Origin of the sequence: Paraburkholderia sp. BR10937, from assembly GCF_040965695.1 — a bacterium.
Taxonomy (GTDB): Bacteria; Pseudomonadota; Gammaproteobacteria; order Burkholderiales; family Burkholderiaceae; genus Paraburkholderia.
In genome coordinates, this window is the sequence record NZ_JBFRCL010000038.1 from 1 (window position 1) to 22,900 (window position 22,900).

26 protein-coding genes and 2 pseudogenes are annotated in these 22,900 nt (G+C 64.0%); 10 read left to right on the plus strand and 18 right to left on the minus strand.

The annotated features are described in order from the left end of the window. Window positions 1-160 precede the first annotated feature (160 nt). The 3 genes from AB4Y44_RS27415 to AB4Y44_RS27425 all read left to right on the plus strand — a co-directional run bounded on the left by AB4Y44_RS27415 (window position 161) and on the right by AB4Y44_RS27425 (window position 1,861). Window positions 161-532 (plus strand): DoxX family protein, encoded by a 372-nt coding sequence (locus AB4Y44_RS27415; RefSeq protein WP_368701327.1) that lies wholly within the window; start codon window positions 161-163, stop codon window positions 530-532. A 271-nt stretch (window positions 533-803) separates the two neighbouring features. Further along, a complete protein-coding gene (locus AB4Y44_RS27420) occupies window positions 804-1,391 on the plus strand; it encodes a YSC84-related protein (protein WP_342922657.1) in 588 nt (195 codons plus the stop codon). Between the two features lie 233 nt (window positions 1,392-1,624). Continuing rightward, window positions 1,625-1,861 (plus strand): hypothetical protein, encoded by a 237-nt coding sequence (locus AB4Y44_RS27425; protein WP_368701328.1) that lies wholly within the window; start codon window positions 1,625-1,627, stop codon window positions 1,859-1,861. A gap of 24 nt (window positions 1,862-1,885) precedes the next feature. Here AB4Y44_RS27425 and AB4Y44_RS27430 read toward each other — a convergent pair whose 3' ends face one another. The 8 genes from AB4Y44_RS27430 to AB4Y44_RS27465 form a co-directional block, all read right to left on the minus strand. Further along, window positions 1,886-2,329, minus strand: a complete 444-nt coding sequence (locus AB4Y44_RS27430) for a hypothetical protein (RefSeq protein ID WP_368701329.1) — start codon at window positions 2,327-2,329, stop codon at window positions 1,886-1,888. Between the two features lie 221 nt (window positions 2,330-2,550). After that, the gene (locus AB4Y44_RS27435; RefSeq protein ID WP_368701330.1) at window positions 2,551-3,789 is read right to left on the minus strand and encodes an acyl-CoA dehydrogenase family protein; all 1,239 of its coding nucleotides are present in this window, start codon (window positions 3,787-3,789) and stop codon (window positions 2,551-2,553) included. Window positions 3,790-3,856: 67 nt separating this feature from the next. Continuing rightward, entirely contained in the window at window positions 3,857-4,621 is a 765-nt protein-coding gene (locus tag AB4Y44_RS27440; RefSeq protein WP_368701331.1) for an SDR family oxidoreductase, read from the minus strand. Window positions 4,622-4,668: 47 nt separating this feature from the next. Further along, on the minus strand, window positions 4,669-5,688 hold the full coding sequence (locus tag AB4Y44_RS27445) for a phosphotransferase (protein ID WP_368701332.1): 1,020 nt from the start codon (window positions 5,686-5,688) through the stop codon (window positions 4,669-4,671). A gap of 22 nt (window positions 5,689-5,710) precedes the next feature. Then, complete coding sequence (locus AB4Y44_RS27450) at window positions 5,711-6,385, minus strand: histidine phosphatase family protein (RefSeq protein WP_368701333.1); 675 nt, start codon at window positions 6,383-6,385, stop codon at window positions 5,711-5,713. A gap of 95 nt (window positions 6,386-6,480) precedes the next feature. Beyond that, window positions 6,481-7,380: a LysR family transcriptional regulator gene (locus AB4Y44_RS27455; protein WP_368701334.1), complete on the minus strand. Its 900-nt coding sequence runs from the start codon at window positions 7,378-7,380 to the stop codon at window positions 6,481-6,483. A 64-nt stretch (window positions 7,381-7,444) separates the two neighbouring features. Next, window positions 7,445-8,212, minus strand: a complete 768-nt coding sequence (locus AB4Y44_RS27460) for a class II aldolase/adducin family protein (protein ID WP_342922649.1) — start codon at window positions 8,210-8,212, stop codon at window positions 7,445-7,447. Between the two features lie 132 nt (window positions 8,213-8,344). Continuing rightward, window positions 8,345-9,262, minus strand: a complete 918-nt coding sequence (locus tag AB4Y44_RS27465) for a LysR family transcriptional regulator (RefSeq protein ID WP_368701335.1) — start codon at window positions 9,260-9,262, stop codon at window positions 8,345-8,347. A 115-nt stretch (window positions 9,263-9,377) separates the two neighbouring features. On the opposite strand from AB4Y44_RS27465, the gene AB4Y44_RS27470 reads away from it, so the two are divergent. Further along, window positions 9,378-10,229 (plus strand): alpha/beta fold hydrolase, encoded by an 852-nt coding sequence (locus AB4Y44_RS27470; RefSeq protein WP_368701336.1) that lies wholly within the window; start codon window positions 9,378-9,380, stop codon window positions 10,227-10,229. On the opposite strand, the gene AB4Y44_RS27475 is transcribed toward AB4Y44_RS27470, so the two are convergent. The 5 genes from AB4Y44_RS27475 to AB4Y44_RS27495 all read right to left on the minus strand — a co-directional run bounded on the left by AB4Y44_RS27475 (window position 10,183) and on the right by AB4Y44_RS27495 (window position 15,961). Continuing rightward, window positions 10,183-10,524, minus strand: coding sequence for a carboxymuconolactone decarboxylase family protein (locus tag AB4Y44_RS27475; protein ID WP_342922646.1), 342 nt, complete (start codon window positions 10,522-10,524; stop codon window positions 10,183-10,185). The two genes, AB4Y44_RS27470 and AB4Y44_RS27475, sit on opposite strands and share 47 nt — an antisense overlap. Continuing rightward, window positions 10,508-10,951: a MerR family transcriptional regulator gene (locus AB4Y44_RS27480; RefSeq protein ID WP_342922645.1), complete on the minus strand. Its 444-nt coding sequence runs from the start codon at window positions 10,949-10,951 to the stop codon at window positions 10,508-10,510. The genes AB4Y44_RS27475 and AB4Y44_RS27480 overlap by 17 nt, the downstream gene beginning before the upstream one ends. Before the next feature lie 252 nt (window positions 10,952-11,203). Continuing rightward, a complete protein-coding gene (locus tag AB4Y44_RS27485) occupies window positions 11,204-12,391 on the minus strand; it encodes an MFS transporter (RefSeq protein WP_368701337.1) in 1,188 nt (395 codons plus the stop codon). Further along, complete coding sequence (locus AB4Y44_RS27490; RefSeq protein WP_368701338.1) at window positions 12,391-14,460, minus strand: ATP-binding protein; 2,070 nt, start codon at window positions 14,458-14,460, stop codon at window positions 12,391-12,393. The genes AB4Y44_RS27485 and AB4Y44_RS27490 overlap by 1 nt, the downstream gene beginning before the upstream one ends. Next, window positions 14,447-15,961, minus strand: coding sequence for an ATPase domain-containing protein (locus AB4Y44_RS27495; RefSeq protein ID WP_368701339.1), 1,515 nt, complete (start codon window positions 15,959-15,961; stop codon window positions 14,447-14,449). Before AB4Y44_RS27495 ends, AB4Y44_RS27490 begins: the two co-directional genes overlap by 14 nt. A 275-nt stretch (window positions 15,962-16,236) precedes the next feature. On the opposite strand from AB4Y44_RS27495, the gene AB4Y44_RS27500 reads away from it, so the two are divergent. Continuing rightward, window positions 16,237-16,458 (plus strand): dodecin family protein, encoded by a 222-nt coding sequence (locus AB4Y44_RS27500; RefSeq protein ID WP_368701340.1) that lies wholly within the window; start codon window positions 16,237-16,239, stop codon window positions 16,456-16,458. Between the two features lie 81 nt (window positions 16,459-16,539). Here the strand turns inward: AB4Y44_RS27500 and AB4Y44_RS27505 are convergent, their stop codons facing one another. The 3 genes and pseudogenes from AB4Y44_RS27505 to AB4Y44_RS27515 form a co-directional block, all read right to left on the minus strand. Next, window positions 16,540-16,815 carry a hypothetical protein gene (locus tag AB4Y44_RS27505; protein WP_368701341.1) on the minus strand — a complete coding sequence of 92 codons (276 nt, stop codon included), beginning with the start codon at window positions 16,813-16,815 and terminating at the stop codon, window positions 16,540-16,542. Between the two features lie 261 nt (window positions 16,816-17,076). Then, window positions 17,077-17,280 carry a hypothetical protein gene (locus AB4Y44_RS27510; RefSeq protein ID WP_368701342.1) on the minus strand — a complete coding sequence of 68 codons (204 nt, stop codon included), beginning with the start codon at window positions 17,278-17,280 and terminating at the stop codon, window positions 17,077-17,079. 80 nt (window positions 17,281-17,360) lie between these two features. Further along, a pseudogene (locus AB4Y44_RS27515) lies at window positions 17,361-17,495 on the minus strand (ferritin-like domain-containing protein); the annotation flags it as partial. A 7-nt stretch (window positions 17,496-17,502) separates the two neighbouring features. Between AB4Y44_RS27515 and AB4Y44_RS27520 the strand changes: the two are divergent. Further along, a pseudogene (locus AB4Y44_RS27520) lies at window positions 17,503-17,613 on the plus strand (NAD(P)-dependent oxidoreductase); the annotation flags it as partial. Here AB4Y44_RS27520 and AB4Y44_RS27525 read toward each other — a convergent pair. Beyond that, the gene (locus AB4Y44_RS27525; RefSeq protein WP_368701343.1) at window positions 17,565-18,572 is read right to left on the minus strand and encodes a PIG-L deacetylase family protein; all 1,008 of its coding nucleotides are present in this window, start codon (window positions 18,570-18,572) and stop codon (window positions 17,565-17,567) included. The pseudogene AB4Y44_RS27520 and the gene AB4Y44_RS27525 overlap by 49 nt on opposite strands. 15 nt (window positions 18,573-18,587) lie before the next feature. On the opposite strand from AB4Y44_RS27525, the gene AB4Y44_RS27530 reads away from it, so the two are divergent. Next, window positions 18,588-19,070, plus strand: coding sequence for a PRC-barrel domain-containing protein (locus AB4Y44_RS27530; protein WP_368701344.1), 483 nt, complete (start codon window positions 18,588-18,590; stop codon window positions 19,068-19,070). 135 nt (window positions 19,071-19,205) lie between these two features. Beyond that, a complete protein-coding gene (locus tag AB4Y44_RS27535; protein WP_368701345.1) occupies window positions 19,206-20,885 on the plus strand; it encodes an SAM-dependent methyltransferase in 1,680 nt (559 codons plus the stop codon). Window positions 20,886-20,908: 23 nt separating this feature from the next. On the opposite strand, the gene AB4Y44_RS27540 is transcribed toward AB4Y44_RS27535, so the two are convergent. Beyond that, entirely contained in the window at window positions 20,909-21,592 is a 684-nt protein-coding gene (locus AB4Y44_RS27540; protein WP_368701346.1) for a glycosyltransferase family 2 protein, read from the minus strand. Between the two features lie 241 nt (window positions 21,593-21,833). On the opposite strand from AB4Y44_RS27540, the gene AB4Y44_RS27545 reads away from it, so the two are divergent. Together AB4Y44_RS27545 and AB4Y44_RS27550 are read left to right on the plus strand one after the other, a co-directional pair. Continuing rightward, complete coding sequence (locus tag AB4Y44_RS27545) at window positions 21,834-22,715, plus strand: FAD-dependent oxidoreductase (protein WP_368701347.1); 882 nt, start codon at window positions 21,834-21,836, stop codon at window positions 22,713-22,715. Then, window positions 22,607-22,879: an oxidoreductase C-terminal domain-containing protein gene (locus AB4Y44_RS27550; RefSeq protein ID WP_368701348.1), complete on the plus strand. Its 273-nt coding sequence runs from the start codon at window positions 22,607-22,609 to the stop codon at window positions 22,877-22,879. Before AB4Y44_RS27545 ends, AB4Y44_RS27550 begins: the two co-directional genes overlap by 109 nt. Window positions 22,880-22,900: the final 21 nt, after the last annotated feature.

Genomic DNA, 22,900 nt, shown 5'->3' on the forward strand with positions numbered 1-22,900 from the left:
CAACCCGCGAATATCAGTGTGATCGACCGTCGAGATTTACTGCTACGTCGCCCTCAGGAAATTCACATGACATGTACTCGAGAAGCAGAAAACCGATCCCCATTGACTCGTGAAGTCATATCAGTCCTCCGCTGCGCACTCAACAGAGAAGGTAGAACGCATGTCCAAGATTTCCTGGCACCAGATATTACCTTTGGTTCTTGCCGCTTTTTTCGTCGTCGGATCGCTCAGCAACATCGTCGCCCCGCGATCCATCTTTGAGGAATACCTGAAGTGGGGATATCCGCACTGGTTCCATTTCGTGACTGGTTCGCTGGAACTCATGACGGCCCTTCTGCTCGCGCGAGCACGGACGAGGCTGTGGGGCGCGGCGCTCGGCTGCACCGTGATGTTGGCTGCGCTGGCAACCGTCGCAGTGCACGGCGAATACGAACACGCGGTGGCGCCGCTTGTCGCGGCGACACTATCGATTGTCGTCGGCTGGATTGCCTGGCGCGAGCGGCTCGCTACCGGTTCTTTGGCTCGGGCCTAACCCTTACGTGGCCTGCAAGAGCTACAAAGCATGCTGGGAGTGCGTTTACCAGCCTCTGCAAAAGGCTGCCATCACCCTATTGGACCTAAGTCCTATTGCGCAACCCGCGAGTCTGCCAAATATTGTTGGCACCACCGCGCACCAGGCGCCCGGTCTGGTCAAATCGATCTGGATAGCTGTATCGCCAGACGAAAAGGCTTCGCCTGCGGCGCCACAATCCTCGCCTCACTTTCCTGTGTGAATTCGACCTTAACCCTTGATGGAGGTGATCATGCACAGACGTTCTGTTTTGAAGACAGGTGCCGCAACGCTAACGATCACGGGACTGTCGTTGACCAGTTTCTGGGCGCCGGTGACTGCGGCCGTTGCCGCAGAGTCCAATGCAGCAAAGCGCCACGAAATCGACGCGAAGGTCAATGAAACACTGTCGCGGCTGTTCGAGACAGTCAGTGGCTCAAAGGAACTCGTCGGCAAGGCGAATGGCGTACTCGTATTCCCGTCTGTCATCAAGGCTGGTTTCGTCGCCGGGGGAGAATACGGCCAGGGCGCTTTGCGGATAGGCGGGAAAACTGCCGGCTACTACAGCACGGCGGCGGCCTCATTCGGCTTGCAGGCAGGTGCGCAATCCAAGGCTGTCATCTTTCTGTTCATGACGCACGATGCGCTTAACAGCTTCCGCAACTCGAAAGGCTGGTCGGTCGGTGGCGAAGGATCGGTTGCGCTGGTGAAGGTCGGAGCGAATGGCCAGATTGATACGACTACGGCTACCGCGCCGGTTCAAGCCATTGTGATGACCAACGCTGGATTGATGGGCGACGTGTCGCTGTCCGGCGCCAAGATTTCGCGACTGAAAATCTGAAGTGGGTCTCGCCCCGGCGCGGGCAATCCGTGCTGCAGGTACTTGATATACGCGCACGGATAGCCCGTCTCCTTCGCACGCTCCTGAATCCCAATGTCGGCTCGACTCCAGGCGTTCGGCAAACGCTGGAACAGGCGACGGCCATGTCATGCTCACGCTCGCCACGACGGTGCTCGCACAAATCGGCACCTTCATCATTTTCACGTACTTCTCCGTGGTGTTCGATCGCGCCATTGGCCAACGCGTCCGTGCTGCGCGGACTCCTGGTGCTCTGGGGTCTGGCGGGAACGTGTTCGAACCTGCTGACGGGCCGCATCCTCAACAAGGTCGGTTCGCGCCCGGTGGTCGTCGCGATGCTGGTCGCCGTGGCAGTCGTCATCCTCACCATGCCGCTTTCGGGAACCCACCTCTGGAGTGCCGCTGTTGCGATCAGTGATCAACCGTACCGGCTTGACGGCGCGTCACTGTAGTGGCTTCGACAGCTTCCCGGAGGCTCACGTCGGCCAGGTCCTGCCCGGACGATAACCATCGGCAACTTCCACCTCTTTCAGGCGGAGCGCCCTGGCGACCTCCTTCTTCGTGGCGAACCGGGCGGTAACGTGAAATTTCGTGGTGCTCTGGCGCATTCGCCCGATACCATAGGCACCCTTCTCGTTTTCCTTGACGATGATGTCTGCGGGATGAGCGGCTTCCCCGCGGAAGTCTTCCGACTCAAAATCGACATGCTGACGATTCTTGATGTTGGTTTCGGCAGTTCGGTCGAGATCGTAGGCCACTAACCAGGCGTTACCGGAAATTGCCTGCCCAGGCCGATAGGACTGTTCAAGATCAAACACCCACAGCGCTGACCCGTTATGCGACATGAGCTTTTCCTCCACCGCGGTGAGTGCGTGCTGCCTGGGAATCCAGCGAAACAAGCTCCACGTTTTTGTCGCCATGAACGTCTCCACGGGTGTTGTCGGACTCAAAGCATCTGTCGCGACCAGGTATCAGGTGCTTATTAGAACAGTTCGCCAGCCGGTTTATTCCGTGCCTCATGCGGCGGCGCTGGCCGCCAGCGTATCTCGCATGCCACAAGCCTTGCGGGAACTGGCCGATCGAACGGGACAGCCAACCTGCATCCACATGATCGCGAACCTGCACGCTCGCGAGCCTCTCGCTAACGCATCAGATAAGGACTCTCACGGCCCGGCTCATACGGCCGCGCCTTGATCTCCATACGCGCGATGCTCTGGAGATGCACCTCGTCCGGGCCATCGGCGAACTTTAATGCACGCCCCCAGGTCCAGCTGTCCGCCAGCGGCGTGTCGGGGCTCAGCCCCATCGCGCCGAAGGTCTGGATCGCGCGCTCGCATACGGCGGTGTGCACGCCCGGCACGAGCGCCTTGATCATCGCGATTTCCTTGCGCGCCTCCTTCGCACCCACGTTGTCGATCATCCAGGCCGCCTTCAGCACGAAGAGCCTTGCCTGATCGATTTCGATACGCGACTTCGCAATCCACTCGCCCACGGAGCCGTGCTGATAGAGCTTCTTGCCGAACGCCGTGCGCGCCTGTGCGCGCTCGATCATCAGTTCGAGTGCCAGTTCGGCGGCGCCGATCGAACGCATGCAATGGTGAATGCGGCCCGGTCCGAGACGCGCCTGGGCGAGCGCGAAACCGCCGCCTTCTTCACCGAGCAGGTTCGAGCGCGGCACGCGCACACCCTTGAATTCGATCTCGCAGTGGCCTTCGGGCGCCGTGTGGTTGACCACCGTGATATTGCGGATGATCGTCACGCCCGGCGTATCGCGCGGCACGAGAATCATGCTTTGCTGACGGTGCGCGGGCGCGTCCGGGTCCGTCTTGCCCATGACGATGAACAACTGGCAGTTCGGGTGCGCCGCGTTCGTGATGAACCATTTGCGGCCGTCGATCACATAGTCGTCGCCGTCGAGTCGAATCGACGAGGTGATATTGGTCGCGTCCGACGACGCTACTGCGGGCTCCGTCATCGCGAACGCCGAACGGATCTTGCCGTCGAGCAGCGGCTCGAGCCACCTCTTGCGCTGCGCGGGCGTCGCGAACATATGGAGCAGTTCCATGTTGCCCGTATCTGGTGCGTTGCAGTTGAACACCTCGGAGGCCCACGACACGCGCCCCATGATCTCGGCCAGCGGCGCGTACTCGAGATTGGTCAGCCGCGTGCCCGGCTCGTCGTCGCGCAGGTGCGGCAGAAACAGGTTCCAGAGGCCTTCCGCACGCGCCCTCTCCTTCAGGTCCTCCATGAAGGAAACGGGATACTGCCCCGCGCTCACTTCTTCGTGCCATTGGTGAATGCGCGGCACGATATGCATGCCCATGAACGCGCGCAACTGCGTGCACAGCGCTTCGACTTTCGGGCTATAGGCAAAGTCCATCTCGCTCTTCCTTGAATCGGGGGTGAATGTGCGGCGCGTGGGTCCACGATGCGCGCCGCTCCCATCGTCAAACCGTCAGGCCGCCGTCCACGACGATGCATTCGCCGTTGGTATAGCTCGCCGCGTCGGAGACGAGATAGAGCACGGTGCCGGCCATCTCGCGAGGCTCCGCATGGCGGCGCAGCGGAATCTTCGTCATCCAGCTTTCGTACACGGCCTGGTCTTCGAACAGGGCTCCGGCGAATTTCGTCTTGGTGAGGCCCGGCAGCAGCGCGTTCACGCGGATGCCGAACGGTCCGCACTCCTTGGCAAACGCCTGCGTCATGTTGACCACGGCGGCCTTCGTGATCGAATAGATGCCCTGCTTGTCGCCGGGCTGCAGCGCATTGACGGAAGCCGTGTTGACGATCGCACCGCCGCCGTGCTCGCGCATCAGCTTGCCCGCCTCGACCGACATGAAGAAGTAGCCACGCAGATTGACCTCCACCGTTTTTTCGAATGACGACAGATCGGTGTCGAGAATGTGGCCGAAATACGGATTCGCCGCCGCGTTGTTCACGAGGATGTCCAGCCGGCCATGTTTCGAGCGGATGTGCTGAAAAACGCCCTGAATGTCGTCGAGACGGCCCACGTGGCACGGATACGCCTCGGCGCTGCCGCCCGCTTCCCGGATGCCGCGCGCCACGGTCTCGCAGTCGTCGAGCTTGCGGCTCGACACGATCACGTGGGCGCCCTGTTGCGCGAGCAGCTTCGCGATCTCTTCGCCGATGCCACGGCTCGCGCCAGTGACCAATGCAATCTTTCCGTGCAGATCGAACAAATCAGTACTCACAACTGTCTCCTCAATATAGTCGCAGTGTCCGCGTCAAATGCCTGGCGTCAGATGACGTCGACGCCCATCTTCGCGAGCGCACCGGCCATTTCACCGACCTGGCGCGCCTTCTCATGCGATGCGTTGCCGCCCAGCGCACGTTTCTTCACACCCTGCGCGATGGCGGCCAGCCGGAAGAAGCTGAACGCCAGGTAAAAATTCCAGTTCCCGATCGGCCCGATGCCCCTCATGCTGCAATACCGCTCGACGATCGCGGCCTCGTCCGGCACGCCAAGCGCTGCCCTGTCCAGCCCCGCGAGACCGCCGATATGGCCTTTGGGCGGCAGCCGCAGGCACATGCAGAAGTACGCGAGGTCGGCGAGCGGATTGCCGAGCGTGGAGAGTTCCCAGTCGAGCACGGCGCGAACCTTCGGCGTGCCGCGGTGGAAGATCAGGTTATCGATGCGAAAGTCGCCATGCACGAGCGAAGGCTTGCCCGCTTCGGCCGGACAGTGCGCGGGCAGCCAGGCGATCAGCGCTTCCATGGCGTCGAGTTCGTCGGTCTGCGCCGCGCGATATTGCTTCGTCCAGACTTCGATCTGCCGTGAGAAGTAGTTGCCCGCGCGGCCGTAGCCGGCGAGGCCAACGGCCTCGACATCCACATCGTGCAGGGCCGCCATCGTGCCGATCAGCGCGTCGTACACAGTGCCGCGCTCTTCAACGGGCAACGCTGGCAACGACGGGTCCCAGTAGATTTCGCCCTCTTCGAAGCTCATCACGTAGAACAGGCTGCCGATCACCTTGCGGTCCTCGCAAAGATGCAAGGCCCGCGCGACAGGAACCGGTGTGTCGCCGAGCGCGCTCAGCACGCGGAATTCGCGGTCCACCGCATGTGCGGACTTGAGCAGTTCGCCCGGCGGCTGACGCCGCAGCACATAGCGGCCGCTTTGCGCTTCGAGCAGAAATGTGGGGTTCGACTGTCCGCCAGCGAACTTCTCGACGACCATGGGCCCCTGAAGGCCGGGCACGTGCGCGGCCAGATAGCGCGTGAGTGCATCGACATCGAACTGAAGACTTGCATTCGTCATGGTGCGGGAATCCGGATTCGAGTCAGCCATAGGTGACGTGTTCGCGCCTCTCGGCCGGTTCGAGATGCGGCAGGGTGTTGAAGGTGACCAGCGACATCGCGCTGTCGTTGAAGACGTACTGGCTCACGCTGCTGTTGCGGATCTGCATGTTGAGCGCGATGGCGGCAGCAGCCGGCGCCTGCAGAACCTGCTGGGTGAACACGGCGATCGGTCCGCCTGAACTCACCACCAGAATCCGCTTGCCGCCGCTGCGCTGAATGGCGAGGCGTGCACGCTCGCAGCGCGCCTGGAACTGCCCCCATGTCTCGGGAACGCGCCCGGGCAGCTTGTCTTCGGACCAAAGCTGCAAGACCTGTTTGAGCCCCTTGTAGAAGTGCTTCATCGAGCCTTCGGCCAGCAGGCCGGGCGCCAGACCGCTCTCGCCGAGCGCGGCAAAGAGGCCGTGAAAGTCGTACTCGTTCAGATCCGCGTCCTGCACGATTTCCGCGGGCGCGCCGCCCATGGCGGTGAGCAAGGCGTCGGCGGTCTGCGCGTGCCGGCGCATCGTGCCGGTCACGACACGATCGAACGTCAGCCCCGCCTGCGCGCAATATTCGCCCAGCCAGCGCGACTGGGCGACGCCGCGAGCTGAAAGCTCGTCATAGTTTCCGGCGCCGAACGACGCCTGCCCATGCCGTACCAGGTAGAGTTCCGCCATGCCAACCTCATCTGAACATGACGGCAACGATACTGGGACACTCGCTATTCAGGAAATTTATTCTGGTGATACTGCGCCATAACGATTCGTGACACCTACGGTCTCTGCTTGCGCATCAGACGGCCGATCTGCTCGCGCAGCCAGCGATGGGCCGGATCGGCCGTGACGCTGCGGTGCCAGTAGCCATGCGTCTCGAGATCGGGGAGATCGAACGGCAGCGCCAGGATGCGTGCGTCATAGCGCTTGAGCAACATGAGCGGCGCAGTCAGGGCGAGATCGGTGCGCATCGCGATCAAGGGCGCGACGAGATAGTGCTGAACGCGGGTCTGGATGGTGCGCCGGAGTCCCAGCTTGTTGAGTTCGGTATCGACCAGACCGGGTCCCTGCCGGCGGCTCGACACATGGATATGGCCGAAGCGCAGGTAGTCGTCGATCGTCAGTTTCTTCTTCGCGAACGGATGGTCCTGGCGCAGCATGCACGCGTAACGGTCGCGGCCCATCGGCTCCTGCTCGAGGTACGGATCGTCGATCAGCGGCGCGTCGATCGCCAGATGGACCGCGCCGCTCGCCAGCGCTTCGGGAACGTCGCGGCGCGTCGTGAAGTAGCTCTCGATGCGGATGCCTGGTGCAAGACGCTGCAGCACCTCTTCCAGCGCAGGCAGCAGCATGGTCTCGGTCAGGTCGTTCATGCTGAGCCGGAAGGTTCGCTGCGACGAGGCCGGATCGAAGCGTTCACCGGCATGGGTGCTCGAATCGAGCAACTGCAGCGCATCGCGCACGCGCCCAATGATGTTCTCCGAGACGGGCGTGGGCATCATGCCGGCCGGCGTGCTCACGAACAGCGGATCGTCGAACGCCTTGCGCATGCGCGCGAGCGCGTTGCTCACGGCGGGCTGCGTGATGAACAGCAACTCCGCCGCGCGCGTGAGGTTGCGCGTTCGATAGACGGCCTCGAACACGACGAAGAGATTCAGATCGACTTTGGATGAGCGCATGGCCCGAGCCTAACCGGCCCATCGCAATGCCGTCAATCGAGCGCGGATCGGATCGTCTCGAACGTCAATCCGCATACCCCGGATAGGCTCGATCGAGCCGGCGCAGCAGTCCGGGCCAGACGAGCGCCCCTGGCATGACGCCGCGCGTCACTGCCACGATCTGCTGCCTGAAGCCGTCGAGAATGGGCTGCGCGATCGGCGTCAGCTTTGCGCCGCCCGACTGCGCGCGCACCTGGATCATGCAGGCCGCCTCGAAGAAGTACATCGCGACAAAGGCGTCCGCCGGCGTGCTGCCGACGGTCAGCAGTCCGTGATTACGCAGCATCAGATACGTCTTGTCGCCAAGGTCTCGAACCAGACGCGGCTTTTCGGCTTCGTTCAGGGCAAGGCCCTCGTAGTCGTGGTAACCGAGCGACGCCAACACCCCGAGCGACTGCTGCGAGAGCGGCAACAGTCCCGCCTCCTGGGCCGACACGGCAACGCCGTTGATCGAATGGGTGTGCATCACGCAGTGCGCGTCGTCACGTGCTGCATGCACGGCGCTGTGGATCGTGAAGCCAGCGGGATTGATGTCGTATGGCGATTCGCTGACCTTGCGGCCCTCGAGGTCGATCTTCACCAGCGAGGACGCCGTGATTTCCTCGAACATCATGCCGTACGGGTTGATCAGGAAATGATGCTCCGGACCGGGCACACGCGCCGAGATATGGGTAAACACCAGATCGTCCCAGCCGAACAGCGCGGTGAGGCGATAAGCAGCTGCCAGATTGACGCGCGCCTCCCATTCGGCGGGTGACACGTCGTTCTTGACATTGACACAGGGTGAAGCCATGTCGACGCTCCTTGGTTGGGTTTGGTGAACTCCAGAGAGTCCTCATGATGCGCGCGGACTCGCCGTAAGATTGTCGGCCAGGCGACAACTCCATTCAACCGCGGCCGGCACATGCCATTCGATAGCGCTCGTCTAAGGCTTCGCCTTGCGATCCCAGGGCGGTTCGTCGCCAAACGTCTCCGCGAGATAATCGACGAACCGGTGCACCTTGAGCGGTATGCGCCGCACGCCCGGATACACCGCCTGAATCGCCAGCTCGGTCGCGCGATAGTCCGGCAGCAGCGCCACCAGTTCGCCGCGCCTGAGGTGCTCGCCGAACACGAAGGTCGGACCATAGGCGATGCCGGCTCCGGCCAGCGCGGCGCCGAGCAGCATCTGCGTATTGCTGGCCGCGAGCCGGCAAGGTCCGTCGATGACGTGTGCGCGGTTGCTCGCATCGAGCAGGGTCCAGTCGCCGGCCGAGACGGCCTCGCTGAAGGCGAGGCGCTGCGCGCGACGCAAGTCGTCGGGGGTGCGCGGCGTGCCATGGCGCTCGAAATACGCGGGCGACGCACACACGACCATCCGGCACGGCGCGAGCCGGCGCGTCACGAGTCCAGGGTCCTGCAGCCGTCCGATCCGGATCGCGACATCGACGCCCGCATCGATGAGATCCACGTAGCGGTCCCCGAGCAGCACTTCCACGTTCACGTGCGGATGGTCCTCCAGATAGCGCGCGACGACCCCGCCCAGATGCATCGCGCCGAACGTCACCGGCGCGGCGACGCGCAGCACGCCGCGCGCCGTGCCCTGCGAATCGCTTGCCTCCCGATTCGCTTCGTCGAATGCTTCGAGAATCCGCTTGCAGCGCTCGTAATAGGTGTGGCCGACGTCGGTCAGGCTCAGGCGCCGCGTCGTTCGCTGGAGCAGCCGCGCATTCAGTTCGGCCTCGATTGCGCTCACGTGCTTGCCGGCCATCGCGGCCGACAGCCCGAAGCGACGCGCCGCCGCGGCGAGGCTGCCCTCCTCTACAGCGGCGACAAATACGCCGAGACTCGTCAGTCGGTCCATCGCATCCTCCAATTCGATCATCCGATTATCGACTGACCACACTGGAACGGCAATTATCAAATACAAGGCTTGAATCTACCATGCATCCATCGCCCAACCGGGAAGGAGCCTGGAAATGAAAATCGAGTCGAACGGCACGCGGATTCACGTCAAGGAGCAAGGCAGCGGCGAGCTGGCGCTGGTGTGCCTGCATTACTACGGCGGCTCGTCGCGCACCTGGGACGGCGTCGCGAGCGAACTGTCCGACCGGTATCGGATCGTGGCCACCGATCACCGCGGCTGGGGCGATTCCGAGGCACCCACTGGCGGCTACCGCATCGCCGATCTCGCCGCCGACGCCGAGGGCGTCATCGAGGCGCTCGGTCTGCAGCGCTACGTGCTGGTCGGACATTCGATGGGTGGCAAGGTCGCGCAACTGATCGCATCGCGTCGGCCGGGCGGGCTCGAAGGCCTCGTGCTCGTGGCGCCATCGCCGCCTTCGCCGATGATCCTGTCGGACGAGCAGCGCGCGACGTTGACCGGCGCGTATCAATCGCGCGCATCGATCGAATACGTCATCGATCACGTGCTGACCGCAAAATCGCTCGACGCCGCCCGCCGCGAGCAGGTCATCGAGGACAGCCTGAAGGCCGCGCCGCACGCCAGGGCGGCGTGGCCGAACGTGGCCATGCACGAGGACATCACCGACGCGGTGGCGTCCATCGACGTGCCGACCATCGTCATCTCAGGCGAGCTTGACCAGGTGGATCGCGTGGCGACGCTGCAGGCGGAACTGCTGCCGCGCATCCCGCACGCGGCGATGCACATCCTGCCTGGAACGGGACACTTGTCGCCGCTGGAGGCGCCGGCCGACGTGGCTCGGGTCATTGCGCAGTTCGTCAGCGCGATCGAGGATCGCGCCGACGCATGCCGCGCACACCTCAACCCCCTTGGGCAAACACCTCACGCGCCGCGAACAGGCCGTTGAGCGCCGCCGGAAAGCCCGCATAGACGGCCATCTGCATGATCGTCTCGACGATCTCCTCGCGCGTGAGGCCCACATTCAGGCCCGCCGCGATATGGACCTTGAGCTGCGGCTGCGCGTGGCCGAGCGCCGTGAGCGCCGCGATGGTGGCGATCTCGCGCGAGCGCAGGTCGAGACCCGGCCGCGCGTAGATGTCGCCGAACGGAAATTCGAGCAGATACTGCGCGAAATCCGGCGCGATGTCGGCAAGCGAGTCGATCACGTGCTCGCCGCCGCTGCCGTCAATCGCCGAGAGCATGCGCTTGCCTCTTGCGAGGCGGCTTTCCTGCTGGGCGTCGCTGTGCTGATTCATCGTGGTGTGCATTCTCGTTCCTTTGCATGGCGTGGGAATAACCTTCGATCTTGTTGTCGAGGACGAGAAGACACGCCTGGAGTTCCGCCACCTGCGCACGCACCGCTTCGCGATGCGCCGCCAGCAATTCGCCGCGCTCGCGCTCGGTGGCCTTGCCCGCCGCACGCAGTTGCGCGTAGCGCAACATGCCCTGAATCGGCATGCCCGTGGTCTTCAGACGGCCCAGAAACTCGATCCATTCGAGCACCGAGCGGTCATAAGCACGCTGGCCCGTTTCGTTGCGAACCGCATAGGGAATCAGCCCGATGCGTTCGTAGTAGCGAATCGTGTGGGCCGAAAGGCCCGTGAGCGCGGCCAGTTCGCCAATCTTCATGCGCTTCTCCTCATCGACGTTCTGAATGGTGAGACTTCGAGTGCACTCCAGGTCAAGCTTTTTTTGCGAGGGAACACCGTACCGCGTAGCCGCCCGGTGACCGAACATCGGGGAGACCGGGTCATCTCTGGTTCAAGGAGACGGGGCATAAGCATGCCTTGAGTTAGGTGGATCTCATCCACAAGTGTTGTGTCTTCTGGATTCTGCGCACGGATCATGCGTCTGCGGCGATTGATTCGCAGCCCGCTCCTCTCATGCCGACCGGCGCGCCACTCGTGCGCCGACCGCGAGTGCGACGCACGCGAGCGCTGCACAGAAGACTGCGAACACCACATTGGCCCACAGATGGCCAACCGCGCTCGCAAGCAGCGCAACGCCGACTGCAGGCACCGAGTTCCCGGTGTAGCAGCACAGCAGATAGGCCGATAGCAATTCCGCGCGCTTGTCCTGGGGAGCGATGCGGTTGATCTCCTGGAGATTACCGCGAAATCCCCACGCGCTCGCAACACCGCAAAGCGCCGTCGCCGCCAGTAGCCAGGCGAGCGAGCCGTCAATCTGCGCCCACAGGAGGATGGCGAGGCTGGGCGGCAAAAACCATAGCCCTGCCGACATCGCGGTCCGCGCCGCGAGCATGGGGGTCGCGATGACCGTAAGCGCCCCGGCCAGGAAGAGTTCGGCAACCACCGCGCCGCTCAGCGCAGGACTGTGTATGCGCATGCTCCCGGCGAGCAGATTGGGCAGCAGTGCAGCGTAGAGGCCCAGTAGCGCGAAGGTAGCGAAAGCCGTCACGGCGGGCGCCACGAAAGCGAAGCGCAGATCGCGTGGCACCCCGACACGTGGCTTGAGCGAAAGCTGCGCGGTCGAATGCGTGGGCGATTCGACCGTTTCGCAGGCGAGCGCCGTCGATGCTGCCGTTACCACGAGCACGGCCAGATAAACGATGAAAGGCAGGCGCAACGGCCACGGCGCGAACTGTGCCAGGAGGCCCGCGATCAGCACGCCGACCGCGAGGCCCGCGAGATTGACGGCCGCAGCGAGCCGGCTCGCGCTCGCCTTGTCGTCGGCGGCGTACAACTCCGCGATCCATGCCGTTGCGCTCGCTGCGCCAACACCGATTGCAAGCCCGCTTAGTGCGCGCCCGAGAAAGAGCATGACGGGGTGCACGGCGAACAGGAACGCCAGCGCACTCACGATCGCCACGGCGAGCACGATGAGGCTGACGGCGCGCCGCCCTGCCTGATCGGAGACGCGCCCAAACGCGACCAGCGCTACGAGATTGCCGGTCACGTAAGTGGCGTAGATGAGCGTGACCGTCAGTTCGGAAAGACCGAAGCTGCGTTGATAAAGCGGATAGAACGTGTTTTGGGGAAAAAGGGCCGCGTGGCTGTTAGCGCCAGTCGGCGTCGCACAAGTCGCACGCAATTCGGGGCGTCGGACCACTACCCGATGGCTCTGGCCTTGGTAAGGGCCTTCGCTATTTCCGCGACAAGCTGGTGTTGCTGATACGGTTTACGAAGTCTCTGGATTTCGACAGCGGTTCCCTGCGGAAGCTCTGCGTAGCCGGTGGCCAGGATCACAGGGAGTGCCGGGCGCAACTCGCGTGCGGCCACCGCCAGCTCAAGTCCCGTCATCCGTGGCATCGAATAATCGGTGAGCAGGAGATCGATCTTCCGCCCCGCCTTCAGGATCTCGAGTGCGCCTGCGCCCGAGTCGGCTTCGATCACCTCATGTCCCATATCCTGAAGGAGATACGCAGTGCTCGTTGCGATCAGGGCATCGTCATCGACGAGAAGAATGCTCGCCTGGATCGGATCGATTGCGCTGCCCTCCGGTTCAGCATTGTGCTGCAGGTCATCGGGTGTGACGCGTCGCGAGGTAACGGGTAGCCATAACTCTACCCGCGTCCCTCGTCCTGCCTCGCTTTCGAGGCGCAGGGCGCCGTTCAGTTGCAGCGCGAGTCCGTGAATCATTGAGAGACCCAACCCCGTCCCCTTGCCGAGCTCTTTCGTTGTAAAGAACGGCTCGGTTGCTTTCGCGAGGGTGTCCGGATCCATGCCTTTCCCGGTATCAGTGACGATGATGCGTACGTAATCGCCCGCAGGCAGTCCGTTGTCGCAACACGTGTGTATGTCATCGACCGCTATCGACAACGCCCCTCCCTCCGGCATCGCGTCGCGGGCGTTGACCACCAGGTTCAGGAGCGCGAGTTCGACCTGATTCCCATCGGCAAGGGTAAGCGGAATGCCCTCCGGCAAACTCAGCTCCAGCGCCACTCGCGGCCCTATCGATCGCTCCAGGAGATCGGTCATCCCACGAACCACGGTGGGGAGGTGGGTCGGCTCGACCTTGAGATCCTGCTGCCGCGCGAAGGCCAGAAGCCGCTGCGTAAGCGCGGCGCCACGCTGTGCTCCCCTAAGCGCGCCGTCGATCAGTCGCGTTGCTCGAATGGCTTCCCGCGGCTGCTTGCGCAGCAGTTCGAGATTGGCCATGATGGCCATCAGCAGGTTGTTGAAATCGTGGGCAACCCCGCCCGTCAACTGCCCGATCATTTCCATCTTCTGAACCTGGCGCAGCAACTCTTCTGCGCGCTCGCGCTGCCGGATCTCGTCCAGCACAAGTTGGTGGGTACGCTCAAGCTCCGCAGTACGCTGGGCAACCCTTGCCTCGAGCATGTCGTTGACCCGCTGCAGGCTGTCTTCCGCCGCCTTGCGCATGGTGATATCGGATGTCACCCCGACGAGCCGCGCGATCTTTCGAGTGCGGTCTCGAACCAGCCGCGCGCGCAGGTCCGCCCAATGCACCGTCCCGTCTGGCCAGATCGTACAGAGTTCGAGTGCGAAATCGCAGCCGGTCGCGAGGCTGCGATTGATTGCGTCGGTTATGCGGGGCCTGTCATCGCGGCTGATGCCGGCAATGAGATCGGTGTACGTGAAAGGCTCGCCTGACGCAAGGCCGAAAATCGCGTGACACGCAGGCGAGGCAACGAGTGCAAATGTCGACAGGTCCAGCTCCCATGAGCCCAATTTCCCTGCCGTCAGTGCGGTATGCAGGCGCGCCTCGCTTTCGCGCAGTTCATCGATACGTAGACGGGCGTCGAATTGCCGTGCCCGGCCACGCAGCGCTGTGCCAACCGCGCTGATGAACGTCCGCGGATGAAACGGGCGCTCGATGAACGTCGCGTTTCCCAGTGTTGCCGCGAGTCGGGCCAGTTCGGGGTCCCGATCCGGCGCGCCCCCGCGCTGCGTAAGGATGATGAACGGAAAGTCGGACCATGTGGGCTGCGCCGAAACCCAGTTTTCGAGTGAATTCAGGTCGGCACCTCGCAGCCCCTCGTCGGTCACGATCGCGCAACAAATTCCCTCACCGAGCTTTGCGACGAATTGCTCGAAATCGCGACATACGCACGCCAGCGCGCCTGCCTCCTTCAGGAGAGCCGTGGCAACGACAGCGTCTCGCCCAATCGGTGTAAGAACCAGTGCGGGACAGCGATTGAATTCAGGTGCTTTCATTACCAGCGGCGCCCGTCGGCATGAGCGGCCCTGTGTTACCCACGAACGTGGGTACACTGCGCAGGATGCCCTGGAAGCTGTCGAGCGGTGCCCCGACGTTCAGACCGAATCGCCCAATGCGAAATTCCCGGATCGTCTCTTCGTGACGACCGGTGCGCTTCTTGATGATCGACACCGCACGTCGCACGCTTCCCAGTGCCTCGAAATACCGCAGCAGGATGACCGTGTCGGCAAGATACGTGACGTCGACGGGTGCCTTCATGTCGCCAACGAGCCCATGCTGCGCTACCGTCAGGAAAGTCGTCGCGCCTTGCCTGTTGAGGTATTGCAGCAATTCGTGGATATGAAGGACGAGCGCGTTCTCCTGCGGCATGGCAGCCTGGTAACCGTTGAGGCTGTCGATGGCCACCGTTTTGGCCTCGGAGTGATCAACGCAAGTGCGTACGCGCTGGGCGAACTCGCCAGGCGAGAGTTCCGCGGCATCGACCTGCTCCACATGCAGCCGTCCGGCGTCGCGCATCGCTTCAAGGTCGAAACCCATCGCGCGGGTCCGGTCAAAGAGCAGTCCAAGTTCTTCGTCGAAGACGAACAGCGCTGCCTTCTCGCCCCGGGCGACCGCAGCTGAAATGAACTGAAGTACAAAAATGCTTTTGCCAGTGCCCGCTGGTCCTAGCACCAAAGTGCTCGAGCCCTGTTCGATGCCGCCGCAGAGAAGCGCATCGAGTTCCGCCACGCCGCTCGTCATTTGCTCGCGTGCAAACCTGACGCGATGTTCCGCGGCAACGAGTCGGGGAAACACGGCAACACCTCCGCATTTGATGGTGAAGTCGTGATAGCCACCACGGAACGCCTGCCCCCGGTACTTGGAAATCCTCAACCTGCGCCGCTCGGCTCCATAGTCAGGGGCAAGTTCTTCGAGCTTGATGACGCCGTGGGCAACGCTGTGTACGGTTTTGTCTGCGGCATCTGCAGTCAGGTCGTCGAGCAAGAGGACGGTCGCTCCCTGTCGCGAGAAGTAATGCTTGATGGCGAGCACCTGGCGGCGGTAACGCAGCGAGTTCTGCGCGAGCAGACGGATTTCCGACAGGCTGTCGAGGACGACCCGCCTCGGCCGAACTCGTTCGAAGGCGTCAAAGATCAGGCGGGTCGTCTCGCCGAGCTCGAGATCGGACGAATACAGCAGACTCTGTTGCTGATCCGCATCGAGCAGGCTCTCCGGGGGCACCACCTCGAACACGGCGACGCGATCGCCCAGTTGCCAGCCGTGCGACGCGGCGCCGTCGCGCAATTCCCGCGCTGTTTCGGACAGCGTGATGTAAAGGCCCTGATCGCCCGCCTCGCCCCCTTCAAGGAGAAACCGCAGCGCGATGGTCGTTTTCCCGGTGCCGGGGCTCCCTTCGAGAAGGAAAAGATTTCCCTGAGTCAGCCCTCCCCCCAGGACATCGTCCAACCCGGGAACGCCAGTGCGCACGATCGGCTTGGCTTTGGTCTCATCGTCCATCAGGCGCTCCTGACTGCTCGGTGTTTGACGCGATATTTCCCGATCGCGGGCGGCCTGGCTCACTGTATCCGTCTCGATGCACTGACTGCGGCGCGCTACGTGCGCAAAGCGCATGCCCGCCCTCCTTCTGCCGCCCGGTGAAAGCTGCCGGAGGAGATCTCGAAGCGAGCGCCAGATTTCCGTGCAGCGGCCATGGAGCGTGTCTGCCAGCGTATCCGCGAGGCACGCGGAATGCGCGTGGCGGTCCATCGCCCATCTCAAAGTGGAGAAAGACCATGACCAAAAGCACGGATTCCAGCGTCTATAAGGTGACGGAGATTATCGGCACGAGCACGACTTCCTGGGAGGAAGCCGCAAAAAATGCAGTGGAAACCGCAGCCGCGTCGTTGCGTGACCTGCGAATCGCCGAAGTCTGCAAACTCGACATCAAGATCGAAAACGGCAGGGTCGTTGAATATCGGACCCGTGTATCCGTGTCCTTCAAATACGAGACCTGAGAAGATCGCAGGCCACGATTGCGCCCCGGGCGCCGTGAAGCAATGGGGAAGTGGCGCGCGCTTCGGTCCATCTACTGCGCTTCACGATCGGAAGCGCTTTCGCCGGAGTTCGCTGTTTCGATTGCCTGCAGAAAGCTTCCTTTCGCTCCGAGAAAATAGAGCGCGAGCCAGAGCTCCAGCGCGGTTGCGGATGCATTGAAGTGACTGCCAGATGACTAGATAACGAATAATCATGCCGCGCTGACGCCAGAGATCGCTGATCGACTGATCGATGCGCACCGACTCGCCGACGAGCGAACGGAATTTGCCGCTCGTGATGCGATTGAACAGTTTCGTCACGCGAGCGAACGGACTCATGCGCTGCACGAACAAAAACGCGAGGAGCAGGACCGTTCACGGACTCCCGAATCCAGACGAGGCGCAGGACGCCCAACAGCGTTGGACGTCTCGCACCGCGCATCAACATTTGCCAGTTCCTGGCATTGGCGAGCATCGGCAAAACATGGATCATCCCTGCAAGCGCGAGCCCTGCGCCGCGCTCTCGCCGCGAAACCTGAAGCGCTGCCCGTTGGACGCAACTTTCAGATGCCGCTTGTGCAGCGTCGTTAGTCCCCCATGTCAGGACGTTCCCTGCGTCGTTCCCGGCGGAACAGGATTCTTCTCCTGCGTGGATGGCAACTCGTTTTCCGACGCTTCGTGCTTGCGCTTTACGCGCTCCTCGCGCTCAGCCTGCTTCGTGTCAGCGGGCCGCGCAGTGGAACGGCGGTCGCCCTCAGGCGTTTGCGCGGCGGCGCGCGTGCAGGTATCAGTATCTGGTCGCATGTCGATATCCTTTCGTGCAGGGCGTGCGCTGGCGCTTTCGCGAAGCGCCGTCACGCGAATGAAGCTCGCAATCGGTGTTCTCAGCGTAGGGACGTATGGCGCGTCGTCTCGAACAGGAACCAGACGCGCTCTTCGGTCTGGTCGATCCAGTTCTCGATCAGGCTCGCCGTGGCGACGTCGTTTTTTTCGTCGCAAAGTTCGTGCAGATCACGCATGTAGGGGCGGACAGGGCAACCTGCGGAGCTAGCCGGTGCTTATGTACTGCTCTTGTCGCACGAGGGCAGCTACATCTCTGGCGCCACCGTTGCCGTGACGGGCGGCACGCCGCTCATCCAGACGGCGGGCCGCTCCACCTGCCAGTAACGTTCGGGGCGTTCCACATCCGGCGGAAACGGTCCGAATGCACGCATCTGGCTCGGGTACGCTCCCACCGCGCGCCGCTTGATCGCCGCGAGCCGCCGAGCCGGATACCGGCCGAACCCCTGCGCGCTCATCGGACTCACCAGCAAGCGCGCTGCTTCGAGGCGCTGGAAGCCGGCGTCGAGCACACCGGGCATTGCGCGGTAAATAGCGTCCTCATAGGCGATATAGCGAGTAAGACGCTGCGTTTGCAGCAGCAAACGGCACGCGGCGCCCACGAGTTGATGATCGGAATGCCACAGGCCAAACGGGCACACGGGCAGCCAGGCGCCAAAACGCGCGAACTGCCCGGCCAACGTGTGCGCAACGTCTTCGACGTCCGGCGTCGCACCATACTGTCCATCCAGAAAATCTAGCCACAACGGCGTAGCGCCGCACAGCGCAAGCGCACGCTCGTCCTCCCGCTTGCGCGCACGCACGGCTTCGTGCGCATCGGCAAAGCCGCTGGCTTCATCCCATTGCGTATGCATCGGCGCGACAGGCTCGCCCGCGAACACCGTGCAAACGATCGAACCGGGGCACCTCGCGATGAGACCTGCGCAGCCGAGTATCGCGTCGTCCAGATGTGGCGAAACCACGATCAACCGCGGCGCACCGTCGCTGATGTCGTGAGGCGAAGCATTCGTCATCGTCTCTCCTTTTCTCGCACAACGGGCATCCAGGCGATATGGCACGGTGGCCACCCAATTCGTACAGCCTGCAGCGCTTGTGGATTCCTTCCCGATGCGCCTCGTCGAACATCTCTCGAGCGCAATTGGCGTTCCGGCTGGGCCCCCGGGCACGGCGTGCCGATCCGGGCGCGCCGGTTGCGGAACGATCGATGCACCGTCTGCGCGCAGGCGATGCGAATCCATCACGCAACCTTCGATCATTTTCAGGAGCCCATCATGGCGATGAACCCCGATTCCCCGCAGACCGGCGCGCGTATCGTCGGTAAAGGCAGTGAGACCGCGGCCGGCCCAGGCCCATCCATCATGGCCGCGAGCACACTCGAAGGCGACCGCGTCTCCAGTTCGGATAACGAAGAGCTTGGCAAGATCAAGCACATCATGCTCGATGTCGAGCGCGGACGGATCGCCTACGCGGTCATGTCGAGCGGCGGCTTTCTCGGCATTGGCGACAAGCTGCTCGCGCTACCGTGGGCCGCGCTCACGCTCGACACCACGCGGAAATGCTTCGTGCTGAACGTGACCGGCGAGCGCGTGAAGGATGCGCCGGGCTTCGACAAGGACCATTGGCCTGCCATGGCCGACATCGGCTGGGCCACTACGGTGCACGACTACTACGGCGCACGCGCGCACTGGCAGGACGATCCGCTCGCGCCGGGCAGCGGCAGCGAGCCTCCGGGGATGGGTGGCCCGAAGCTTTAAGACCGGCATGCGCCTGAGCGAAGCGGGCTCGCGGCTTTCGCGGGCCCGCACACGCTTCCTGCCCGTCCAGGGTGGAGCGCAAAGGCATGCCGCTTGCTGGAATTCTGGCAACTCACATGGGGTCGGGAGTCCACCATGTCCGATTTACCTGCGCACTGGCAGGCGGAGCTCGATGCCCTGCTGGCCAGCGAATCCATGCCGCTCGACGCAACGACGCTCGCCGGCGCGACTGCGCGTCTCGCGGCGGCGTTTCCTGCCCTGCCGATGCCAGGCGCGGGCAACACGCTCGTGCGCTGGCAATTACTCGCGGAGGTAGCGGCGCACGACCTTTCGCTAGTCAAGATTTATGAAGCGCACGCCGACGCCCGCGCGATCCTGGCCGAACTCGCGCCGGCTGCGCGCTTCGAAGCCCCTTCCCTTCGCGCGCAGCCTGTCTGGGCCGTCTGGGCCGCTCGCTTGCCGGGCAACGAACTGAGCTTTGCTTCGCGCGATGGCAAGGACGTCAAACTCGCGGGCACCAAGGCATGGTGCTCGGGCGCGCGCTTCGCGACGCATGCGCTCGTGACCTGCGTCGATGCAGACGGGAGCGACTGGCTCGCCGCCCTGCCCATCGACCAGCCAGGCGTGACGGTCAGTGCGCGCGGCTGGGAAGCGGTCGGCATGGACGCCACGCAAAGCGTGGAAGTCGACTTTGCCGACGCGCATGCCACGCTCGTGGGCGACGCCGGTGCGTACGTGCGCCGCCCCGGCTTCTGGCACGGCGGCGCGGGTATCGCCGCCTGCTGGTACGGTGCCGCTTCGGCGCTCGCGGCGAGACTGCGCGACGCCGCGCAGCGTCGCGACAATCCTTATTTGCGAGCGCACCTGGGCGCTGCCGACGTGGCGCTCGCAGGCGCGCGCGCGTGCCTGCGCGAGTGCGCGGCCGCCATCGACACCGCGCCGCGCGCGCACGCCATGCGGCATGCCTTGCGCGCGCTGTGCCGTGGAAAGCGCGGTGGACAGTACCCTGCGTGCCTGCGCACGCGCGATGGGTGCGGCGCCGCTGTGCCGCGACCGCTGGTTCGCGCGCGTGAGCGCCGATCTGCCGGTCTTCGTGCGCCAGAGCCATGCGGAAGCCGATCTTGCCGCGCTCGCCGGCGCGATCCTCGAGTCCGGCGAAGACTGGCGGCTCTAGAGCCCGTGATCGCAAGGATAACGATGGAGCGTCCCCCCGCATCGCTCGCCAGCTATTTCGACAGCAAGTTCGCCGCGAGCCCCGATCCCTGGCGCTACCGCGACAGCTGGTACGAGGAGCGCAAGCGCGCGCTGCTGCTCGCATCGCTGCCGCGCGAGCGTTATCGCAAAGCGTTCGAGCCGGGTTGCGCGATCGGAGCCTTGTCCGCCGACCTGGCGCAGCGTTGCGAGCATCTGCTTTGCGCGGACTTCTCGCCTCGCGCCGTCGCCGCGGCACGGGCGCGCCTTGTCGCGTTCGCGAACGTGGACGTGCATGCGCTCGCCATGCCGCGCGACTGGCCCGCCGGCCAGTTCGACTTGATTGTGATGAGCGAATTCGCGTACTACCTGAACGCTGGCGACTGCACGTCACTCGCCACGCTAGCCGCATCCTCGCTGGCCGCGGATGGCACGCTGGCATGCTGTCACTGGCGTCACGGCGGCGAGACGTGGATGCTGCAAAGCGTCCAGGTGCACGGCATCTTCGCGCAGGCGGCGGCAAACGCCGCGCTGCATGCTGTCGTTCAGGTCGACGACACGGATTTCCTGCTCGATGTCTGGAGCCGCGATCGGCTCAGCGTCGCACGCCGCGAACGCGCGTAAAGACACGCTGGGACGTCTGGGACTCAAGGCGCAACGGAAGGCGCGCTGTCGTCCACCCCGTCCGCCCACGCGGCGAGCGTGTCGCCGAAGCCGCCGCGCGCACGCGCGTCGCGCCGCCCGCTCGTCACAACGCGCGGCGCCGCGCTCCACGCGAGTGTGGCGCCTGTCGCGATCAGCAGGTCGACCAGCGCGACGTCTTCGCGGCAGGCAAGCGGAGGAAAACCTCCAGCGCGCAAATACGCATGCGCCGCGACGCCCAGGTTTGCGCCATGAATGTGGCGATGCCCGTCCGCGTCGCGGTAGCGCCGCTCCCAGGTCGCGCGGGCGCCAGGCGCCAGCGCACTCCAGTCGTCCACGCTCACGGGCCCGCACACGGCGTCCGCGGCAAGCGCGAGCTGGGCGGCAAGCCAGTCGGGCGCGACGTGGCTGTCGGCGTCGGTGAAGGCGAGCCAGCGGGCGCCGCACGCAAGCAGAGCCTGCGCACCGGCGGCGCGGGCGACGCCGACGTTGCCGGCTTCTCTGCATAGCACCTCGAACCCGAAGTCCGAGACGATCGCAGCCGAGGTATCCGTGCAGGCGTCGAGCACCACGAGCGGGCGAACCGCTTCGCCTCGCAGCGCAGGATGCGACGCGGCGCATCGCACCGAGGCAAGACACACGGCGATCAGGCGCGCTTCGTTGTGCGCAGGAATAACGACCCCGATCATTCGAACTCCATGATATTGGCGTGACTTTGCGTCATGCCACCCGAAGTCCGATCGTGACGTGCGCAGCAAACGCCAGACTGCATGCGCACGCCGGATGCCTGCGCCCACCGGCGGGTGCCGTGGTCTGTGCGGCCGTCAGTGCTCCTGGCGCGGCATTGGCGCACGCGTCCCCGGCACATCGATTGCGCTTGCGGTCACATAGGAGAGACCGGAGCACGCTATGGCTGGATGGATCAAGGCAATGGATGTGGCAACAGTGCCCGCGACGGCCATGCGGCGCGTCGAGCTGGAAGGTGTCGCCGTGCTGCTCGTGAATACCGGCGATCGCATCCGCGCATTCAGCGCGGACTGCCCGCATGCGGGCGCGCCGCTCGAACAGGGTGCGCTTTGCGCAGGCCGCATCGTGTGTCCATGGCACAAGGGCGTGTTCTCGAGCGAAAGCGGCGCGTGGCTCGAACCACCTGCGCTGGAGGGGCTGACGTCGTACCCCGTGCGTATCGAAGCGGACACGATCCTCGTCGAACTTACCCCGCAGCGTGCCTTCACGCCTCGCACACCCTCCGCGCGCGCCAGGTCCGCGCGTCGTTTCGCGGTGATCGGCAGCGGCGCGGCGGGCGCAGCGGCCGTCGCCACGCTGCTGGAAAGCGAATTCGCTGGCGAGGTGACGATGTTCGCCGCCGAGCCGCAAGTGCCCTACGACCGTACCTGTCTCAGCAAATTCGTGCCCGCCGGCGAGATGACGCCCGATGCGGTCCCACCGATCCTGCCCGAACCCGTGGCTCACGACAAGCGCTTGCGCGTCGACCACAGCGCGGTCAAACACTGTGACGTCCAGACGAGACAGGTCACGCTAGCCGATGGCCGCGTGCAGGCCTTCGAAGCCGTGCTCATCGCGAGCGGCTCGATGGCAAAGCGACCCGATATACCGGGCGCCGAACTTGGCAACATCTACACGCTGCGCGCATCGAACACTGGCGCGTTGCACAGCAACAAGGGTGCATCGCGGCGCTCAACATGCTGGGCCAGACGGCAAGCTACGACGGCGTGCCGTTCTTCTGGACCCAGCACTACGACAAGCGCGTCGACTATCTGGGACATGCCGGACATTGGAACGAGCTGGTGATGTCGGGCCGTGCCGGGGACGATCGCTTTGGAGTCCTCTACGCTGAGTCCGGCCGCCTTCGGGCCGCGCTCGCCTGCGGCTACGATCGCGAGATGGCGCTCATGAGCGAACGCATGCGCAGGCCCTGGTCCGTCGACGCAGCGCGCGAAATGCTGGGATTTTGATTGGGCGAGCCTTCGCCATTC

Coding starts and splice junctions, on each gene's coding strand:
- AB4Y44_RS27415 (WP_368701327.1), top strand. CDS start 161: ATGTCCAAGATTTCCTGGCACCAGATATTACCTTTGGTTCTTGCCGCT.
- AB4Y44_RS27420 (WP_342922657.1), top strand. CDS start 804: ATGCACAGACGTTCTGTTTTGAAGACAGGTGCCGCAACGCTAACGATC.
- AB4Y44_RS27430 (WP_368701329.1), bottom strand. CDS start 2,329: ATGGCGACAAAAACGTGGAGCTTGTTTCGCTGGATTCCCAGGCAGCAC.
- AB4Y44_RS27435 (WP_368701330.1), bottom strand. CDS start 3,789: ATGGACTTTGCCTATAGCCCGAAAGTCGAAGCGCTGTGCACGCAGTTG.
- AB4Y44_RS27445 (WP_368701332.1), bottom strand. CDS start 5,688: ATGACGAATGCAAGTCTTCAGTTCGATGTCGATGCACTCACGCGCTAT.
- AB4Y44_RS27450 (WP_368701333.1), bottom strand. CDS start 6,385: ATGGCGGAACTCTACCTGGTACGGCATGGGCAGGCGTCGTTCGGCGCC.
- AB4Y44_RS27455 (WP_368701334.1), bottom strand. CDS start 7,380: ATGCGCTCATCCAAAGTCGATCTGAATCTCTTCGTCGTGTTCGAGGCC.
- AB4Y44_RS27460 (WP_342922649.1), bottom strand. CDS start 8,212: ATGGCTTCACCCTGTGTCAATGTCAAGAACGACGTGTCACCCGCCGAA.
- AB4Y44_RS27465 (WP_368701335.1), bottom strand. CDS start 9,262: ATGGACCGACTGACGAGTCTCGGCGTATTTGTCGCCGCTGTAGAGGAG.
- AB4Y44_RS27470 (WP_368701336.1), top strand. CDS start 9,378: ATGAAAATCGAGTCGAACGGCACGCGGATTCACGTCAAGGAGCAAGGC.
- AB4Y44_RS27475 (WP_342922646.1), bottom strand. CDS start 10,524: ATGCTCTCGGCGATTGACGGCAGCGGCGGCGAGCACGTGATCGACTCG.
- AB4Y44_RS27480 (WP_342922645.1), bottom strand. CDS start 10,951: ATGAAGATTGGCGAACTGGCCGCGCTCACGGGCCTTTCGGCCCACACG.
- AB4Y44_RS27490 (WP_368701338.1), bottom strand. CDS start 14,460: ATGAAAGCACCTGAATTCAATCGCTGTCCCGCACTGGTTCTTACACCG.
- AB4Y44_RS27495 (WP_368701339.1), bottom strand. CDS start 15,961: ATGGACGATGAGACCAAAGCCAAGCCGATCGTGCGCACTGGCGTTCCC.
- AB4Y44_RS27500 (WP_368701340.1), top strand. CDS start 16,237: ATGACCAAAAGCACGGATTCCAGCGTCTATAAGGTGACGGAGATTATC.
- AB4Y44_RS27505 (WP_368701341.1), bottom strand. CDS start 16,815: ATGAGTCCGTTCGCTCGCGTGACGAAACTGTTCAATCGCATCACGAGC.
- AB4Y44_RS27510 (WP_368701342.1), bottom strand. CDS start 17,280: ATGCGACCAGATACTGATACCTGCACGCGCGCCGCCGCGCAAACGCCT.
- AB4Y44_RS27525 (WP_368701343.1), bottom strand. CDS start 18,572: ATGATCGAAGGTTGCGTGATGGATTCGCATCGCCTGCGCGCAGACGGT.
- AB4Y44_RS27530 (WP_368701344.1), top strand. CDS start 18,588: ATGGCGATGAACCCCGATTCCCCGCAGACCGGCGCGCGTATCGTCGGT.
- AB4Y44_RS27535 (WP_368701345.1), top strand. CDS start 19,206: ATGTCCGATTTACCTGCGCACTGGCAGGCGGAGCTCGATGCCCTGCTG.
- AB4Y44_RS27540 (WP_368701346.1), bottom strand. CDS start 21,592: ATGATCGGGGTCGTTATTCCTGCGCACAACGAAGCGCGCCTGATCGCC.
- AB4Y44_RS27545 (WP_368701347.1), top strand. CDS start 21,834: ATGGATGTGGCAACAGTGCCCGCGACGGCCATGCGGCGCGTCGAGCTG.
- AB4Y44_RS27550 (WP_368701348.1), top strand. CDS start 22,607: ATGCTGGGCCAGACGGCAAGCTACGACGGCGTGCCGTTCTTCTGGACC.